Consider the following 16,075-nt stretch of genomic DNA (forward strand, 5'->3'; position numbering starts at 1 on the left):
GTGTCGACTGCTTCGCGAGCACGCTCGCTCCCACCTTTGGAATGCATTTCCCTGTGGGAGCGAGTCTGCTCGCGAAGGGTGTTACACAAATCGATTGCCGGGTCGAGCCAGGCCAAGGTTCTCGCGCAACGTCCGGCCTTCGTATTCAGTTCTGAACAACCCACGCCGTTGCAGTTCCGGGACCACGCCATTGGCGAAGTCTTCGAGCCCGCCGGGCAAGTGCGGCACCAGCACGTTGAAACCGTCCGCCGCGCCCTGTTCGAACCATTCCTGCAAGCGATCAGCGATCTGCTCGGGCGTACCGACCAGGCTGTAATGCCCGCGCCCGCCAGCAATCTTGCGACCCAATTGCGCAAGGCTCAGGTTCTCCCGCCCTGCCAATTCCGTCAGCAATTTCTGCCGGCTCTGCTGACCGCTTTCCGTCAGCGGTAGCTCAGGCAACGGCCCATCCAGCGGGTACTTCGACAAATCGAAGTTGCCCAGCATACGCCCAAGCAAGGCGACGCCAACCTCGGGTTCGACTAATTGCTGAAACGTTTCACACTTTTCCTGCGCCTCGGCTTCGGTGCCGCCGACGACGACAAAAACTCCGGGCATGATTTTCAACGAATCGGCGCTGCGCCCGTACTTGGGCAAGCGTCCTTTGAGGTCGGCGTAAAACGCCTGGGCACTGGCCAGGGAAGTCTGCGCGGTGAATACCACTTCAGCCGTCTGCGCCGCCAACTCGCGTCCGGTTTCCGAAGAGCCGGCCTGAACAATCACCGGTTGCCCCTGCGGCGAGCGCGCGACGTTCAGTGGGCCTTTGACCCGGAAGTGCTCGCCGACGTGGTCCAACACGTGCAGCTTTGCAGGGTCGTAATACGCCCCGCTGGCCTTGTCGCGCGCAAACGCATCATCCTCCCAACTGTCCCAAAGCCCGGTGACCACCTGATGAAATTCCCGAGCGCGGCTGTAGCGTTCGGCGTGACCGATGTGTTCGTCTCGCCCGAAATTCAGCGCCTCAGCGGCGTTGTCCGAGGTCACCAGATTCCACCCCGCGCGCCCACCCGAGAGATGATCGAGCGAAGCGAATTTGCGCGCCACGTGATACGGTTCGTTGTAACTGGTGGTCGCCGTGGCGATCAGGCCGATGTGCTCGGTCACCGCACTCAGCGCCGAGAGCAGTGTCAGCGGTTCGAAGTGATCAGAGCGCGCCATGCGGCTGGCGATGTCCTGAGTCGGCGCGGCGACGCTGTCAGCGACAAACAACGCATCGAACTTCGCCGCCTCGGCAATCTGCGCCAGCCGCTTGTAATGGGCGAAATCCAGTCCCGCATTCGCCGGTACATCCGGATGACGCCACGCCGCCACGTGGTGCCCGGTGGCCATAAGGAACGCGCCGAGTTTCAACTGTCTGCTCATCTCAGAAATCCTTGCGCAGTTGCACGCCGAAGTAGCGCTCGTCATCCCGTGGCACGGCGCGATAGATGTAATTGCCACCGCTGGCCAGCAACGGCGAATAGGATTTGTCGGTAAGGTTCTTGCCCAGCAGCGCCACGCGCCAGCCATTGCTGTAATCGGCCAGCGCGACGCTAGCGTTCCACAGGCCGTAGGCACCCTGCTTGGTGTCGGCGTTCTGGCTGATGTCGTACTGCACTTCGCTCTGCCAGCTGTAGTCGGTGCCCAGTTCGATATCCAGACCGTTATCCAGCGGGATGCTGTAGTCGGCGCGCACGTAGCTTTTCCAGTCAGGACTGAACGGCAGCGGTTTGCCGTTGACGTTGCACGACGCCGCCGCGCCCGCCGGGCAGGCGAATTCGTCGATCCGTGCGCGGGTGTAGGCCAGTGCGCCGGACAGTTTCAGTTGCTGGGTCGCTTGCAAGGCGTAATCGAGTTCGACACCTTCGGTGCTGACGCTGCCAGCGTTGATCAAACGCGTCACCACTTGCCCGGCGACGGTGTCGAAGAAGTTCGCCTGATAGTTGTCGTAATCGCTGTGGAACACCGCGAGGTTGGTGGTCAGGCGATTGTTCCAGGAAGTGGCTTTGATGCCCGCTTCCCAGGTGTTCGAGGTCTCCGGCTTGAGTGCTTCGGTGTCGCGCGGCTGCATGTTGAAGAACACGTTGTAGGCCGGGCCTTTGTAGCCGCGCGAGTAGGTCAGGTAAGTGGTGACCGTATCGCTCAAGTCGTATTGCACACCGAGGCGGCCGGACCAGCCGTCTTCGTCCACCGAACCGGAACTGCTGGTCGCCGGTTGGATGCCGCTGACGGTGGTCGCCGAAGTCGAGACGCGGCGGTGATCGTATTCGAGATCATCGTGGGTGTAGCGCAGGCCGGCGATGCCGCGAAAGTCCGAGGTGAAGTTCAGCGTGCTCTCACCGAACACCGCATAGCTGTCGCTGGTGGTGCTGTAATCGGCGACACCACGGTCGGTGCGCGTGGTCGTTGTCAGCGTGCGCTGATAGGTCTCGTCGTCCTTGCCGTGCATGTAGAACAGGCCGCCGACGTATTCGAGGAATTCACCCTTCGGCGAGGCCAAACGCAGCTCTTGCGAATATTGATCGAAGGCCAGATCGCCCTTGTCCGCCGTGCCGGGGAACGCCGCCGTCACCGTACCGAGACGGTCGCCGTCCTGATACTGCGTATTGTCCCAGCCACGCCACGCGGTAATCGACGTCAGGGTGTAATCGCCCAGTTGCCAGTCGAGCTGGCCGGACAGACCTTTGTTGGTGTCTTCGACATGGGAGCGGGTGTCGGTGTTGATGTCGCGGTTGTGGCTGCTCGCATTGACCGGGCTCAGCGCATTGGCGAAGGCCGGGGTCAGCGATTTACTGACAACGCCGTTGGGGCCGTCGTCGTGGGACTGCATGTAGTCGGCAATCAGGGTGAAAGTGACGTCGTCATTCGGCGTGAATTCGAGTTTGCCGCGCACGCCGCGATGGTTGTAGCCGTTGACCTCCTGGCCGTTGTGCTGGTTGTCGACGTTGCCGTCGTAGGTGCCGAACAGCGTGCTGATCGAGCCTTTCAACGTATCCGGAATCAGGCTGCCGCCAATGCCGAAACGGGTACGACTTTCGTTACCGCTGTAGTACGACTGATCGATGTAGCCGTGGGTCTCGGCGGTCGGTGCTTTGCTGGTGATGTTGAGTACACCGGCCGAGGCGTTTTTGCCAAACAGCGTGCCTTGCGGCCCGCGCAATACTTCGACGCGTTCCAGATCCAGTAAGTCGAGAGTGGATTGGCCAGGACGTGCGTAGACCACACCATCGATCACCGTCGCCACGGTCGGTTCGACGCCCGGCGAGGTGGAAATCGTGCCGACGCCGCGCACGAACAACGAGGTGTCCTTGTTCGATGCGCCGGTGCGAAAGTTCAGCGATGGCACCTGCTGAACAATGCTCGCCACGCCGTTGCGGTTATCCCGTTCGAGCTGCTCGCCGTCGATCACCGACACCGCGACCGGCACTTTTTGTAGCGACTCCTCGCGGCGGGTGGCGGTGACGGTCACCGATTTGAGTGTTGGCTCCTGATCACTGCTCTCGGCAGCGAATGCGTTAGGCAGCGGCAGTGCCGCCAACCCCGTGAATAACCAGCCCGCCGCACGGATCGATTGCGTCAGTGTGTGTGTCGCCCCAGGAATGTTGTGCATGTTTGCCCACTCGAAATTGGCCCTTAACCGCTGCCGTTCTGCGACGACAGCGCCTGAATCGGTGTCTTGGGCATTCGCTCGAGCGAGTAGCAGACAGCGCGCTTTGTTAGCGCTACCATCGACAGTATTGGCAAGCTGCACATAGAGCGTCCAATACTGAAAAATTACTTTTATATGCGATTTGGTTTTTAAGAAGGATCGAGCCTTGAGCGAAGAAAAACCGCGCAAACGCCGTGGCGCCGGACGTGTGACCCTGAATGCCGTGGCGCGTGAGGCCGGGGTTTCTGCGATTACCGTGTCGCGCTATTTCAATCAGCCCGAGCAGGTTTCGCCCGAGCGTCGCGAGCGGATTGCGGCGGTGGTGGCTGAGTTGGGTTACGTGCCGAACCTGGTGGCCGGCGGGCTGGCCTCGGCACGGGGGAAAATCGTCGGCATGGTGATCCCGAACATCTCCGGGCCGATCTTCGCCAATACCATTCAAGGCTTCAGCGACACGCTCAGCCGTCACGGTTATCAGCTGTTGCTGGCGTCGAGTTACTTCAGCACCGAGCAGGAGGAAAATGCGGTGCGGGCGTTTCTCGGCTGGTCGCCGGCGGCGCTGGTGTTGACCAGTCACTTTCACAGTGCGGGTACGGAAAAGATGATCGCCGAGGCCGATGTGCCGGTGATCGAGACGTGGGATTACCAACCGGATCGCGAGCCGATGCAGATCGGTTTTTCGCATTTTGAAGTGGGCGTGACGGCGGCAAAACATCTGCTGGGAAAAGGCTACCGACGCATCGCGTTCGTGCAGAACAGCGCGCCGGGGGACTTCAGCGCACTGGAGCGCCGCGACGGTTACGCGGCGACTTTAAAAGAATCCGGCCTGGAACCCTGGGTCTACGCCCCTGACGCTGATCGCGCACCATTCGAGGCCGGCAAACAGGCAATGGACGCCCTGATGAACACCTCACCGCGCCCCGACGCGATCATCTTCGCCAACGACAACCTCGCCGCCGGCGGCCTGCTCGCCGGGCAACGCGCGGGTTTGAAAATCCCCGAAGACTGCGCCGTTCTTGGCTTTGGCGACTACCCGTTCGCCGAGATGCTTTTGCCGAGCCTCAGCACGATCAAACCACCGGCGCTGGAGATCGGTGTACTCGCCGCAACACGCGTGCTGGAAAGCCTTGGCGTGTTGCCGAGCGACGAGGTGCAGCGGCTGAACCTGCTGCAGTGCCAAGTCATCGAACGGGAAAGCACCTGACTTCGCTATACCGACAGTTCGCGCAAGGCGGCCGCCGCGAGAAATCCGGAACGGGATCGATAGCGCTGGTCACGGCGGACTGTCTGGTCAATACGCTCAAGCAACTGCTCCGGCAGCGTGGCGTTAAAACGCACTGACTTGCCGAAATACGGGGTGATATCAAAATCGACCACGCCCCAGATCCCTCCCGCGTAATCCGGGTTATCGAGATGAGCATCAATGTCCCGCACTTGCGGTAACGGCGCGCTGTCGGCGACCAACCCCTCATAGTGAAGCGCCAATGCCTCCTGAGTATTTTCAAACGCCTCAGCGACCGTAGTGCCTGCGGAGAAACAACCCGGGACATCCGGGATGATCACTCCGTAGTCTGAGTCGGCATCCTTGTGCAGAACGACCGGGAATTTCATATGAGTGAGTCCTTCCTCTGACAGGCCCATAAAACGGCCTTCGTTTCCAATAACGGGCCTCATTTCAAGCCCGCCTGTTTCAAAATGCTGTTGATCGTGCCCTTGGGCAGATCCGAATCAGGGTGCTTGATCGTCACCCTTCCTGGCTTGTGCGGATGCTTGTATTGGTGGTGGCTGCCTTTCACCGCCACGAGATACCAACCGTCGTCTTCGATCATCCTGATCATTTCCCGACTGCGCATTTCCTTTGCCCTGTTCGACAGCTAGAGCCATTTACTCTAGAGGGCGCAGGAGCCTTTGATACACACGATACACACTCAGATAAATATTAGCTCACTGAACAATCGCTCGGTTATGGGGCAGATCAACGGCAGGCTTGGGCCAGCAAGAAAAACACGTCGCCGGCCAGACTCTCTGTAAGGGTCGCAAAATATGTCCAGTGGAGATGTGGCGGGACTGGATTGGCTATGCTCTAAAGAACACCGAGGTGGCCCCTTCGCGAGCAGGCTCGCTCCCACAGGGATTTCCTGTGTACATGAAATTTATGTCCAGCCGGGATCCATTGTGGGAGCGAGCCTGCTCGCGATAGCGGTCTTTCAGGCGATACTCATTCATCAGGCAGAACCCGCCATGCACACCGCCATCATCATCTTCTTCGGCCTGATCCTGCTCGCGCTGATGCTGTACATCGGCGAGCGCATCGGCTTCAGCCGCCAGACCATGGGCTACGGCTTCGCCGCGCTGTGGTTGGCGTTGACGGTGATCAATGGTGCGGTGGGCGTGGTGCATGCCGGACAGTCCGTGGGATCGGAAATAGCCATTGGCAGTGCGGTATTCGGCGTGCCGGTGGCGGCGATGGTGTTGTTCATGGTGCTGAGCGCCGAGTCGTAAAACGTCCCGGCGCCCAGTCGCCGATCAACGCACCAGATGCAGGAACTGCATGTGCCGCTCGTACTGATCGAGGATGTCGTTGATGATCTGCTCTTTGGTGTAGCCGACCAGATCGTAGTCCTGACTGCCCTCGCTCAAGTGCACTTCGGCGCGATAGTAACGACGATTGTTGAGCTGCTTGGAACCCATGCCGCCACGCGCGAACGACGGCGTGAAGTAGCCGCGCATCTGCACCTGATAGATGAACGGATGCGCATCACCATGACCGATTTCGAGGCTGACGCTGTCATTCGCCGGGTCCGGTTGGGTGACCACGTTGAGGCCTTTTTCGACGAACACCGCCGTCACTTCTTCAATCGCCGGGCGCACCGTGGTGTCCATGAAGCGGTACACCTCGTCCCGCGACGGGAAATGCACAGCCTGACTCAAGCGCTGTCGCCAGCCGCCCGTGCCGCGCCGAGAACCGGAGACCGGTGCCAGCGAATGCAACTGAGCGATCTGCTTCTGCGACTCGAGATAGAACGCCTTGTGCAGACCCCACATCATCAGCAGCAGAATCAGCGAGAACGGCAACGAGGTCAGCACTACCGCTGACTTCAGCGCATCAATGCTGCCGGAGAACAGCAGCGCACTGGTGATCAGCGCGGTCATCGCGCCCCAGAACACCCGCAGCCATTTCGGCCCGTCTTCGTCCGGGCTACCGCCCTTGGCCGACAGCGTCGAGAGCACCACAGTGCCGGAATCGGCAGAGGTGACGAAGAACACAAAGCTGATAAACACCGTCACGGCGATGACGGTTTTGCTCCATGGATAAGTTTCCAGCAGCAGGTAAATGCTCATCGACGGGTTGTCGATGGCCGACATGCCCAGCGCGCTCATGCCGTGGTTGAGGACCTGATCGATGGCGCTGTTGCCGAAGATCGACATCCACGCGAGAGTAAAACCGAGCGGAATCAACAGCACGCCGAAAACGAACTCACGGATGGTGCGGCCACGGGAAATCCGTGCGATGAACAGGCCCACGAACGGCGACCATGCAATCCACCAGGCCCAGTAGAACACGGTCCAGCCGCCGAGCCAGTCGCTCGGTTTGTCGTAGGCGTAGAGGTCGAAACTCTTCATCGGCAAGGCGCCGAGGTAGTCGCCAAGGTTCTGGATCAAGGTGTTGAGCAGGTGCTGGGTAGGCCCGGCGAACAACACGAACAGCAGCAGCGCACAAGCCAGCAGCATGTTGATGTCGGACATCACCCGCACGCCTTTATCGACGCCGGAAACGGCAACGATGATCGCCGCGCCCATCATCAGCGTGATCAGGCCGACCTGAATCCACTGGGTGTGAGCGATGCCGAACAGGTAATCGAGACCGGAGTTGAGGTGCAGCACACCAAAACCCATGTCGGCACCCAGACCGAACACCGTAGCGATGATGCCGAAGCCGTCCACCGCGTAACCGATCGGGCCGTTGATGCGTTTGCCAATCAGCGGATACAGCGCCGAACGCAGCGCCAGCGGCAGGTTGTGGCGATAGGCGAAATAGGCCAGCGCCATACCGACAAAGGCGAACACGCCCCAGCCATGCAGGCCCCAGTGCAGAAACAGAATCTGCATTGCCTGACGCGCCGCGTCCGCCGTGCCCGCCTCGCCTTGCGGCGGTTGGAGCATGTGGGTCAGCGGTTCAGAGACGCAGAAAAAGAACAGCGTGATGCTGATCCCGGCGGCGAACAGCATGCCGGCCCAGGACAGGTAACTGAATTCGGGCTCGTCGTGGTCGGCACCGAGTTTTATCTTGCCGTAGCCGGATAAGGCGGTGACCACCACGAAGACCAGATACAGGGTCATCGCGAGCATGTAGTACCAGCCGACCGTATTGGCCGCCCAGTTTTGCGCTTCCAGCAGCCAGGCGCCGGCCTGCTCAGGCATGGCGATAACAACGAGACCAAACAGCAGAATGACCGTCGCGGCGAAATAGAACACCGGCGGATTCATGCGTACCAGACCGCTGGCGGGAGTTGACGATGCACTCATGAAACGTGCACCTCGAGGGGTTGAAACGTGGCTGAAATGATCGGACTCAGCAAAGGCAAGCCTCCTGTTGTGAGCGGGCAGCGAACCACCGGTTTAACTTGAATGAACGTTCAAGTTAAACATGGATGGGGGGGTAAGGACTAATCGTACGGCTAGGCGGTAGTTTTCCTACGCTAGCTCAAGGATGGGTATGACGCGGGTTTGGGGGGATTCGTTCAATAGCCCCTCACCCTAACCCTCTCCCAAGGGGAGAGGGGACTGATTGGGGGATATTGGGGAGATACGCCGACATGATCCTGCTGTACCGAATCCATAATCGACTCGGTATTTCAGGTCGATGGATAACCCAAAACACCTCGGTCGGCCCCCTCTCCCTCTGGGAGAGGGCTGGGCGGGCGGCGTTCCGATGAGGGTAAGCCGTTAAAGCCCTACTTCTGCGTCCCGTCATCATGCTGCAAATTCGCCTGGGTCAAATTGCACCCCGCCGGCACGCTGCGCGTCAGCCACACATTGCCGCCAATGGTCGAACCCTTGCCAATGGTGATCCGCCCGAGAATCGTCGCTCCGGCATAAATCACCACATCGTCTTCAACGATCGGATGACGCGGATGACCCTTCTGCAACTGGCCGTCTTCATCCGCCGGGAAGCGCTTGGCGCCCAACGTCACCGCCTGATAAATCCGCACGCGCTCACCAATGATCGCCGTCTCGCCGATCACCACACCCGTGCCGTGATCGATAAAGAAACTGCGGCCGATTTGCGCGCCCGGATGGATATCAATGCCGGTCGCCGAATGAGCGATTTCCGCGCTGATTCGCGCCAGCAACGGCAAACCCGCGCGATACAAATGATGCGCCAGACGATGGTGAATCACCGCCAGAATCCCCGGGTAGCACAGCAGCACTTCATCAACACTGCGCGCCGCCGGATCACCGTGATAGGCCGCCAGCACATCGGTGTCGAGCAGCGTGCGCAGGCCCGGCAATGCGAGGGCGAAATCCTGCACGATCTGAATCGCGCGGGCTTCGACTTCGGTGTCGGCCTGCGCGCTATGGCGGGCGACGTAGCGCAGTTCCAGACGGGTCTGCGCCAACAAGGCATTCAGTGCGACATCAAGGGTATGACCGACGTAGAAGTCTTCACTCTCTTCACGCAAATCCACCGGTCCCAGACGCATCGGGAACAGCGCGCCACACAGCGCTTCAAGAATCTCCGCCATCGCTGCCCGCGACGGCAACTCGCGACCACCCTGCTCGCCGGACGCCCGGCCGTTCTGTGCCCGCCACTGATCCCGCGCGCTGCGCAGTTGACTGACGATGGTCTGCAATTGCCAATGGCTGGAACGCTCGCTCACGGTAAAGACTCCTCAGGGGCGGCCGGACTGTCTGGCCGCGTCAACGGCGACTACTTTACGGCAAGGCTGCGAGGGCGAATTAAGAACCGATAGTGCTGGGCTCAGTCGATTTAGCTATAAGCGATTGGCGGTTGCCCCTGCAAAAGCACGTGCCTATAGTCCTTTCATCTTCCAAGCCAGTACGGACTCATGATCAAACAACAGCTGGACCGCTTTACCCGCCTCGATCTGCTCAACCACCCGACGCCGCTGGAAAAACTCGAACGCCTGTCCACCTGGCTCGGCCGCGAGGTGTACATCAAGCGCGATGACCTGACGCCGCTGGCCATGGGCGGCAACAAACTGCGCAAGCTCGAATACCTCGCCGCCGACGCCTTGGCGCAAGGCGCCGACACGCTGATCACCGCCGGTGCGCTGCAATCGAACCACGTCCGCCAGACCGCTGCACTGGCCGCCAAACTCGGCCTGGGCTGTGTGGCGCTGCTGGAAAATCCGCTGGGCAGCGACGACAGCAATTACACCGGCAACGGCAATCGCCTGCTGCTGGATCTGTTCGACACCAAAGTCGAACTGGTCGACAACCTCGACAACGCCGACGAACAACTGGCCGCCCTCGCCGTGCGTTTGCGCAGCAACGGCAAGAAGCCGTATCTGGTGCCGGTGGGCGGTTCGAATGCTCTCGGTGCTTTGGGTTACGTGCGCGCTGGGCTTGAACTGGCCGAGCAGATCAAGGACACCGGGCTGGAGTTTGCCGCGGTGGTTCTGGCCTCGGGCAGTGCAGGCACTCACAGTGGTCTGGCGTTGGCGTTGAGCGAAGTGCTGCCGCAATTACCGGTGATTGGCATGACGGTTTCGCGCAGCGAAGAAGACCAGCGGCCGAAGGTACAGGGTCTGGCGGAACGCACGGCAGAGCTGCTCGGCGTCGAACTGCCAGCCAGTTTCAAGGTCGAGTTGTGGGACGAATACTTTGGCCCGCGTTATGGCGAGCCGAATGCCGGGACGTTGGCGGCGGTGAAATTGCTGGCGAGTCAGGAAGCGGTGTTGCTCGATCCGGTGTACACCGGCAAGGCCATGGCGGGTTTGCTTGATGGGATTGGTCGTCAGCGTTTTGATGAAGGCCCGATCATCTTCCTGCACACCGGTGGGGCGCCAGCGCTATTTGCCTACAAGAATTTCCTCTGACTGATCGTTCCCACGCTCTGCGTGGGAATGCAGCCCGGGACGCTCTGCGTCCCTTCGAGAGCTGGAACGCGGAGCGTCCCTAGAGGCATTCCCACGCAGAGCGTGGGAACGAACCTCATATTCCAATAAAGAATAACATTTCAAATATTAAGTATTTTCAAGTCTAAAGCAGACATCTTATAGTCTCGCCGCAGGCGAATTTCGCGCAAGACGCATAAGCTGCTTTAAGGCAGGATAGCGCTGTCGTCGAATCACCCATTCGCCAACTTTCCTTAAGCGTCTTCCATAAGAAAACACAGGGGCTTGTCATGAATTTTTCCGCACTACGTCGCAATCTGCTGGTGGGTTCGCTGGGCCTGGCGCTGAGCGCCGGTCTGATCGGTCAGGCAGTGGCCGGTGAGCAGCTGCAACAGATCAAGGACAAAGGCGTTATCAACGTCGGCCTGGAAGGCACTTACCCACCGTTCAGCTTCGTCGATGCCGACGGCAAACTGTCCGGTTTCGAAGTTGAACTCTCTGAAGCGCTGGCGCAAAAACTCGGCGTCAAAGCCAAGATTCAGCCGACCAAGTGGGACGGCATCCTCGCGGCGCTGGAATCCAAGCGTCTGGACGTTGTAGTCAATCAGGTGACCATCTCCGACGAGCGCAAGAAGAAGTATGACTTCTCCGAGCCGTACACCGTTTCCGGTATTCAGGCATTGGTACTGAAGAGCAAAGAAGCGGCGCTGAACATCAAGACTGCCAATGACCTGTCCGGCAAAAAAGTCGGTGTGGGCCTGGGCACCAACTACGAGCAATGGGTCCGCGCCAACGTGCCGGGCGCTGACGTGCGCACCTACGATGATGATCCGACCAAGTTCGCCGACCTGAACAACGGCCGCACCGACGCCATCCTGATCGACCGTCTGGCTGCACTTGAATATGCCAAGAAAGCCCCGAAAACCGTTGCTGCCGGTGAAGCTTTCTCCCGTCAGGAAGCCGGTGTTGCTCTGCGCAAAGGCGAACCTGAACTGCTGGCTGCGGTGAACAAGGCCATCGACGAACTGCGTGCAGACGGCACTTTGAAGAAGCTGTCCGAGAAGTACTTCAACGCAGACGTCACTAAATAATGGAAGCTGGATTTCAATTCGAAGCGCACTTCCCGCAGTTGAGCCAGCAACTCGCCGAAACCACGGCGCTGTTGCTGGACTCCGCGCCCTTTCTGCTCAAGGGCGCGTACTACACGGTAGTCCTCAGCCTCGGCGGGATGTTCTTCGGCTTGCTGCTGGGCTTCGGCCTGGCGTTGATGCGCCTGTCGCGCTTCAAATCAGTGAGCTGGCTTGCGCGCGTCTACGTGTCGTTCTTTCGCGGCACGCCGTTGCTGGTGCAGTTGTTCGTGATCTATTACGGCTTCCCGCAATTGGGAATCGAACTGGATCCGTTACCAGCAGCGCTGATCGGCTTCTCGCTGAACATGGCCGCGTACGCCTGTGAAATTCTGCGCGCCGCGATCGGTTCGATCGAGCGTGGTCAGTGGGAAGCTGCTGCGAGTATTGGCATGACCCGCGCGCAAACCCTGCGCCGGGCCATCCTGCCGCAAGCGATGCGCACGGCGTTGCCGCCGCTGGGCAACAGCTTCATTTCGCTGGTCAAAGACACGGCACTGGCCGCCACCATTCAGGTGCCGGAGCTGTTCCGTCAGGCGCAACTGATTACCGCCCGGACTTTCGAAGTCTTCACCATGTATCTTGCCGCCGCGCTGATCTACTGGATTCTGGCCACAGTGCTTTCGCACTTCCAGAACAAGTTGGAAGAGCGGGTCAATCGGCACGACCAGGAGTCCTGACGATGATTGTCGTGGAAAAACTGACCAAGCAATTCAAGGGTCAGGTCGTGCTCAACGGCATCGACCTGGAGGTCAAGGAAGGCGAAGTCGTCGCGATCATCGGCCCCAGTGGTTCAGGGAAAACGACGTTTCTGCGCTGCCTGAATTTCCTTGAACAACCCACCAGCGGCCGGATCAAGGTCGGCGATATCGAAATCGATACCAGTCGCCCGCTGAACCAGCAGCAGAGTCTGGTGCGCAACCTGCGCCAGCACGTTGGCTTCGTGTTTCAGAATTTCAACCTGTTCCCCCATCGCACCGCACTGGAGAACGTCATCGAAGGCCCGATCGTGGTCAAGAAGATGCCGCGCGACGAGGCAGTTGCATTGGGCAAAAAGCTGCTGGCCAAGGTCGGCCTCGCCGGTAAGGAAGACGCTTATCCGCGTCGTCTCTCCGGTGGTCAGCAACAGCGCGTGGCGATAGCCAGAGCGCTGGCGATGGAGCCGGAAGTGATTCTGTTCGACGAACCGACTTCGGCGCTCGACCCGGAACTGGTCGGCGAAGTGCTGGCGACCATTCGTGGCCTGGCTGAAGAGAAACGCACCATGGTGATCGTCACCCATGAGATGGGGTTTGCTCGCGACGTGGCCAACCGTGTGGTGTTTTTCGACAAAGGCGTGATTGTCGAGCAAGGTGAAGCGAAAGCGTTGTTTGCCAACCCGAAAGAACAACGTACTCAACAGTTTCTCAGCAAGTTCTTGAATCACGCCTGAGAGCTTTCATTGCTATACCGGCAACTTCCATGGATGGAAGTTACCTTTGTTAAAGCCTCGCCTCAGCAACACCCTATCCATACAAAACATATCCGAAGCGGTACATATATATGTTCTGCAACAGATAATGCCGGCCTCAATCCCGCACCACCCGACATGACAACGCTCGAATAAATCCGCGCAAAACCCGCCAAAAAGCCCTGAGTTCCGTGGCTCATTTCTCCTGACCGCCTAGGCACATGACCACAGCAGCGTAGGAAACTTCTGATTAATTCGTAATTCACGGATTAGCTAATATCGTCTATTGACACCCCATCACGCACACTCTTATCTAGTCGACAACTGGCACCACTTAGTTCAATAAACCCGTATTCAACCTGAATGAAAGTTCAAAGCTTTATTGCCAGTTTATTCACGCCTTTTGTTCTTCCAGAAACGGACTTCGCTGCAAGGCTTCAAGGAGAGAAATCGATGACCCGCACTTCGCATCCCCCCGAACTGGCAGCGCCGATCCTGGCGCCTGCGCAAAAAACCGGCATCAATCTGAGCGCCGCCGCACATTTTCTGGTCGAGGTGTCGCCCTACCCCGATATGGACAGCGGAGACCTCATCGAGCTGTTCTGGAACAAATGCTATGTCGCCTCCAGGGTGCTGACGGCGGATGACATCGGCACGGCAGTGCGCCTACGGGTGCCGGAGAGTTTCATCGCCAGCGGTACCGCGCGCATTCACTACCGGGTGATGCAGGTCGGTCAGGGTCCGGCGCTGTCGGCAGCGACACGCGTGCAGGTCAAACTTGACTGCCCCGGTGGGCAACCCTCGACACTGAGCGCAGATGAAAACCAGCAACTGGCCCCGGTGACCATTCCCGACACCATTCGCCGTCAGGGTGTAAATCCAAACCAGATCAAACGCGGTGTGCCGCTGACCATCGAGCCGTACCTGAACATGGCCGAGGACGACGCCATCACCTTGCGCTGGGGTGATGTGCGCATGGATCTGGCGCCGGTCACCGCCGCGGATATCGGCTTGCCGATTCAGGTCTGGGTCCCACCGTCGGTGATTGTCGAAGCGGGCGAGGATCTGCGCCTGGACGTGACGTATTGCATCCTTGATCGAGTCGGTAACAACTCACGCTGGGCGCCGCCACGTACCTTGAAGATCGGCTGTGTAAATCCTTATCTGAAAGTCCCTCTGAGGCAGGAACTCAAGGCGGCCGAATCGCGCAAGGATTGATGTGTCTGGCCGAGGGTGGGGGGTTATCCCCCTCACCTGAAAACTCTTAACCAATCAGACCATCACCCCTTCTATACATATTCCTAAAAGTTAGTTTATTTAATTTTTATACACGCTTAGGGTATATGAACCGGACCACCGGACATTCTTTCGTTCGCCGCACTTTTGCGGCGTTTTTCATGAGATGTGAGGTAGGTAGTATGGTCCGGAACACAATCACCCCAGTGCAGATCGCCAGGGCATTGCGTGCAGCCAAGGAGCGGCACTGATGTCCAGTCTGGCAGACGCAAATGTCCAGTCGGATCTGGACATCGCCCCGTTGTTGTTGCCCGCGCAGGTCTTGCGCAACGACGCCCAAGCCATCAAGGCTGCCCATGAGCTGGCGCAAGTCGCCCGCGTGCAGGCCGCTAAACGCGACCGCCAGCGCAAGCTGCCGTGGTCGGAAATCGAACAGTTCACCCGCAGCGGATTAGGCAGCATCGCCATCCCGCGCGAATACGGTGGCCCGCAGGTTTCCTTTGTCACTTTGGCCGAGGTGTTTGCGATCATTTCCGCCGCCGATCCGGCGTTGGGGCAAATTCCGCAGAACCAGTTCGGCATCATCAATCTGGTGCTCGGCAGCGCCACCGAGGAGCAGAAAAAGCAGCTGTTCCAAAGTGTTCTGGAAGGCTGGCGCATCGGCAATGCCGGCCCGGAACGCGGCACCAAAAACACCCTGGAACTGAAAGCGCGAATCACCGCCGACGGCGACGATTACGTGATCAATGGCCAGAAATTTTATTCCACCGGTGCGCTGTTCGCGCACTGGGTGGCGGTCAAGGCACTCAACGATGACGGCAAGCAAGTGCTGGCCTTCGTCCGTCGCGGTACGCCGGGGCTGCGCATCGTTGATGACTGGTCGGGCTTCGGTCAGCGCACCACCGCCAGCGGTACGATTCTGCTCAATAACGTGCGCGTCGAGTCGAGCCTGGTCGTCGACAACTGGAAGATCAACGACTCCCCGAATACCCAAGGCGCGGTATCACAGCTGATTCAAGCCGCGATCGACGCCGGCATCGCCCGTGGTGCCATTGACGAAGCCATCGAGTTCGTCAAAACCCGTGCGCGGCCATGGATCGACGCCAAGGTCGAACGGGCCAGCGATGACCTTTACGTGATCGCTGACATCGGCAAGCTGAAAATCGAACTGCACGCCGCCGAAGCGTTGTTGCGCAAGGCTGGCAAAGTCCTGGATCAAGTGCACGCCGCGCCGCTCACTGCCGACTCTGCCGCCCGCGCCTCGATTGCTGTGGCCGAAGCGAAAGTGTTGACCACCGAAATTTCACTGCTCGCCAGCGAAAAGCTGTTCGAACTGGCCGGCAGCCGCGCGACCCTCGCCGAATTCAATCTCGACCGCCATTGGCGCAACGCCCGCGTGCACACGCTGCACGACCCGGTGCGCTGGAAATATCACGCGGTCGGCGCCTATCGCCTCAACGGCACTTTGCCTGCTCGCCATTCCTGGATCTGAGACGACCAGACATCTGGAGAA

General features: G+C 59.4%; 14 protein-coding genes. 8 read left to right on the top strand and 6 right to left on the bottom strand.

Annotation, left to right across the window (positions count from 1 at the left end):
- Window positions 1-81: 81 nt before the first annotated feature.
- Entirely contained in the window at window positions 82-1,401 is a 1,320-nt protein-coding gene (locus KBP52_RS17270) for an LLM class flavin-dependent oxidoreductase (RefSeq protein ID WP_212620617.1), read from the bottom strand.
- A 1-nt stretch (window position 1,402) separates the two neighbouring features.
- The gene (locus KBP52_RS17275) at window positions 1,403-3,628 is read right to left on the bottom strand and encodes a TonB-dependent receptor (RefSeq protein ID WP_116029317.1); all 2,226 of its coding nucleotides are present in this window, start codon (window positions 3,626-3,628) and stop codon (window positions 1,403-1,405) included.
- A 205-nt stretch (window positions 3,629-3,833) separates the two neighbouring features.
- Here KBP52_RS17275 and KBP52_RS17280 point away from each other — a divergent pair, with 205 nt between their 5' ends.
- Complete coding sequence (locus KBP52_RS17280) at window positions 3,834-4,871, top strand: LacI family DNA-binding transcriptional regulator (protein ID WP_212620618.1); 1,038 nt, start codon at window positions 3,834-3,836, stop codon at window positions 4,869-4,871.
- 5 nt (window positions 4,872-4,876) lie between these two features.
- Here KBP52_RS17280 and KBP52_RS17285 read toward each other — a convergent pair whose 3' ends face one another.
- Together KBP52_RS17285 and KBP52_RS17290 are read right to left on the bottom strand one after the other, a co-directional pair.
- Window positions 4,877-5,278: a type II toxin-antitoxin system HicB family antitoxin gene (locus KBP52_RS17285; protein ID WP_049802102.1), complete on the bottom strand. Its 402-nt coding sequence runs from the start codon at window positions 5,276-5,278 to the stop codon at window positions 4,877-4,879.
- A 59-nt stretch (window positions 5,279-5,337) separates the two neighbouring features.
- A complete protein-coding gene (locus tag KBP52_RS17290) occupies window positions 5,338-5,520 on the bottom strand; it encodes a type II toxin-antitoxin system HicA family toxin (RefSeq protein WP_026000492.1) in 183 nt (60 codons plus the stop codon).
- Window positions 5,521-5,908: 388 nt separating this feature from the next.
- On the opposite strand from KBP52_RS17290, the gene KBP52_RS17295 reads away from it, so the two are divergent.
- Window positions 5,909-6,169 carry a hypothetical protein gene (locus tag KBP52_RS17295; RefSeq protein WP_077570197.1) on the top strand — a complete coding sequence of 87 codons (261 nt, stop codon included), beginning with the start codon at window positions 5,909-5,911 and terminating at the stop codon, window positions 6,167-6,169.
- Window positions 6,170-6,193: 24 nt separating this feature from the next.
- Here KBP52_RS17295 and betT read toward each other — a convergent pair whose 3' ends face one another.
- Window positions 6,194-8,155 carry a choline transporter BetT gene (betT, locus tag KBP52_RS17300; protein ID WP_176470116.1) on the bottom strand — a complete coding sequence of 654 codons (1,962 nt, stop codon included), beginning with the start codon at window positions 8,153-8,155 and terminating at the stop codon, window positions 6,194-6,196.
- A gap of 467 nt (window positions 8,156-8,622) precedes the next feature.
- Entirely contained in the window at window positions 8,623-9,549 is a 927-nt protein-coding gene (epsC, locus tag KBP52_RS17305) for a serine O-acetyltransferase EpsC (RefSeq protein ID WP_016983653.1), read from the bottom strand.
- 189 nt (window positions 9,550-9,738) lie between these two features.
- Here epsC and KBP52_RS17310 point away from each other — a divergent pair, with 189 nt between their 5' ends.
- The 6 genes from KBP52_RS17310 to KBP52_RS17335 all read left to right on the top strand — a co-directional run bounded on the left by KBP52_RS17310 (window position 9,739) and on the right by KBP52_RS17335 (window position 16,054).
- Window positions 9,739-10,731 (top strand): D-cysteine desulfhydrase, encoded by a 993-nt coding sequence (locus tag KBP52_RS17310; RefSeq protein ID WP_212620619.1) that lies wholly within the window; start codon window positions 9,739-9,741, stop codon window positions 10,729-10,731.
- Window positions 10,732-11,039: 308 nt separating this feature from the next.
- Complete coding sequence (gene tcyJ / locus KBP52_RS17315; RefSeq protein WP_077570189.1) at window positions 11,040-11,840, top strand: cystine ABC transporter substrate-binding protein; 801 nt, start codon at window positions 11,040-11,042, stop codon at window positions 11,838-11,840.
- A complete protein-coding gene (gene tcyL / locus KBP52_RS17320) occupies window positions 11,840-12,556 on the top strand; it encodes a cystine ABC transporter permease (RefSeq protein ID WP_249122190.1) in 717 nt (238 codons plus the stop codon). The genes tcyJ and tcyL overlap by 1 nt, the downstream gene beginning before the upstream one ends.
- Before the next feature lie 2 nt (window positions 12,557-12,558).
- The gene (tcyN, locus tag KBP52_RS17325) at window positions 12,559-13,308 is read left to right on the top strand and encodes an L-cystine ABC transporter ATP-binding protein TcyN (RefSeq protein WP_150692893.1); all 750 of its coding nucleotides are present in this window, start codon (window positions 12,559-12,561) and stop codon (window positions 13,306-13,308) included.
- Window positions 13,309-13,779: 471 nt separating this feature from the next.
- On the top strand, window positions 13,780-14,544 hold the full coding sequence (locus tag KBP52_RS17330) for a hypothetical protein (RefSeq protein ID WP_077570185.1): 765 nt from the start codon (window positions 13,780-13,782) through the stop codon (window positions 14,542-14,544).
- A 268-nt stretch (window positions 14,545-14,812) separates the two neighbouring features.
- Complete coding sequence (locus tag KBP52_RS17335) at window positions 14,813-16,054, top strand: SfnB family sulfur acquisition oxidoreductase (protein ID WP_212620620.1); 1,242 nt, start codon at window positions 14,813-14,815, stop codon at window positions 16,052-16,054.
- Window positions 16,055-16,075 lie beyond the last annotated feature (21 nt).

The organism is Pseudomonas sp. SCA2728.1_7 (genome assembly GCF_018138145.1).
Classification (GTDB): Bacteria; Pseudomonadota; Gammaproteobacteria; order Pseudomonadales; family Pseudomonadaceae; genus Aquipseudomonas; species Aquipseudomonas koreensis_A.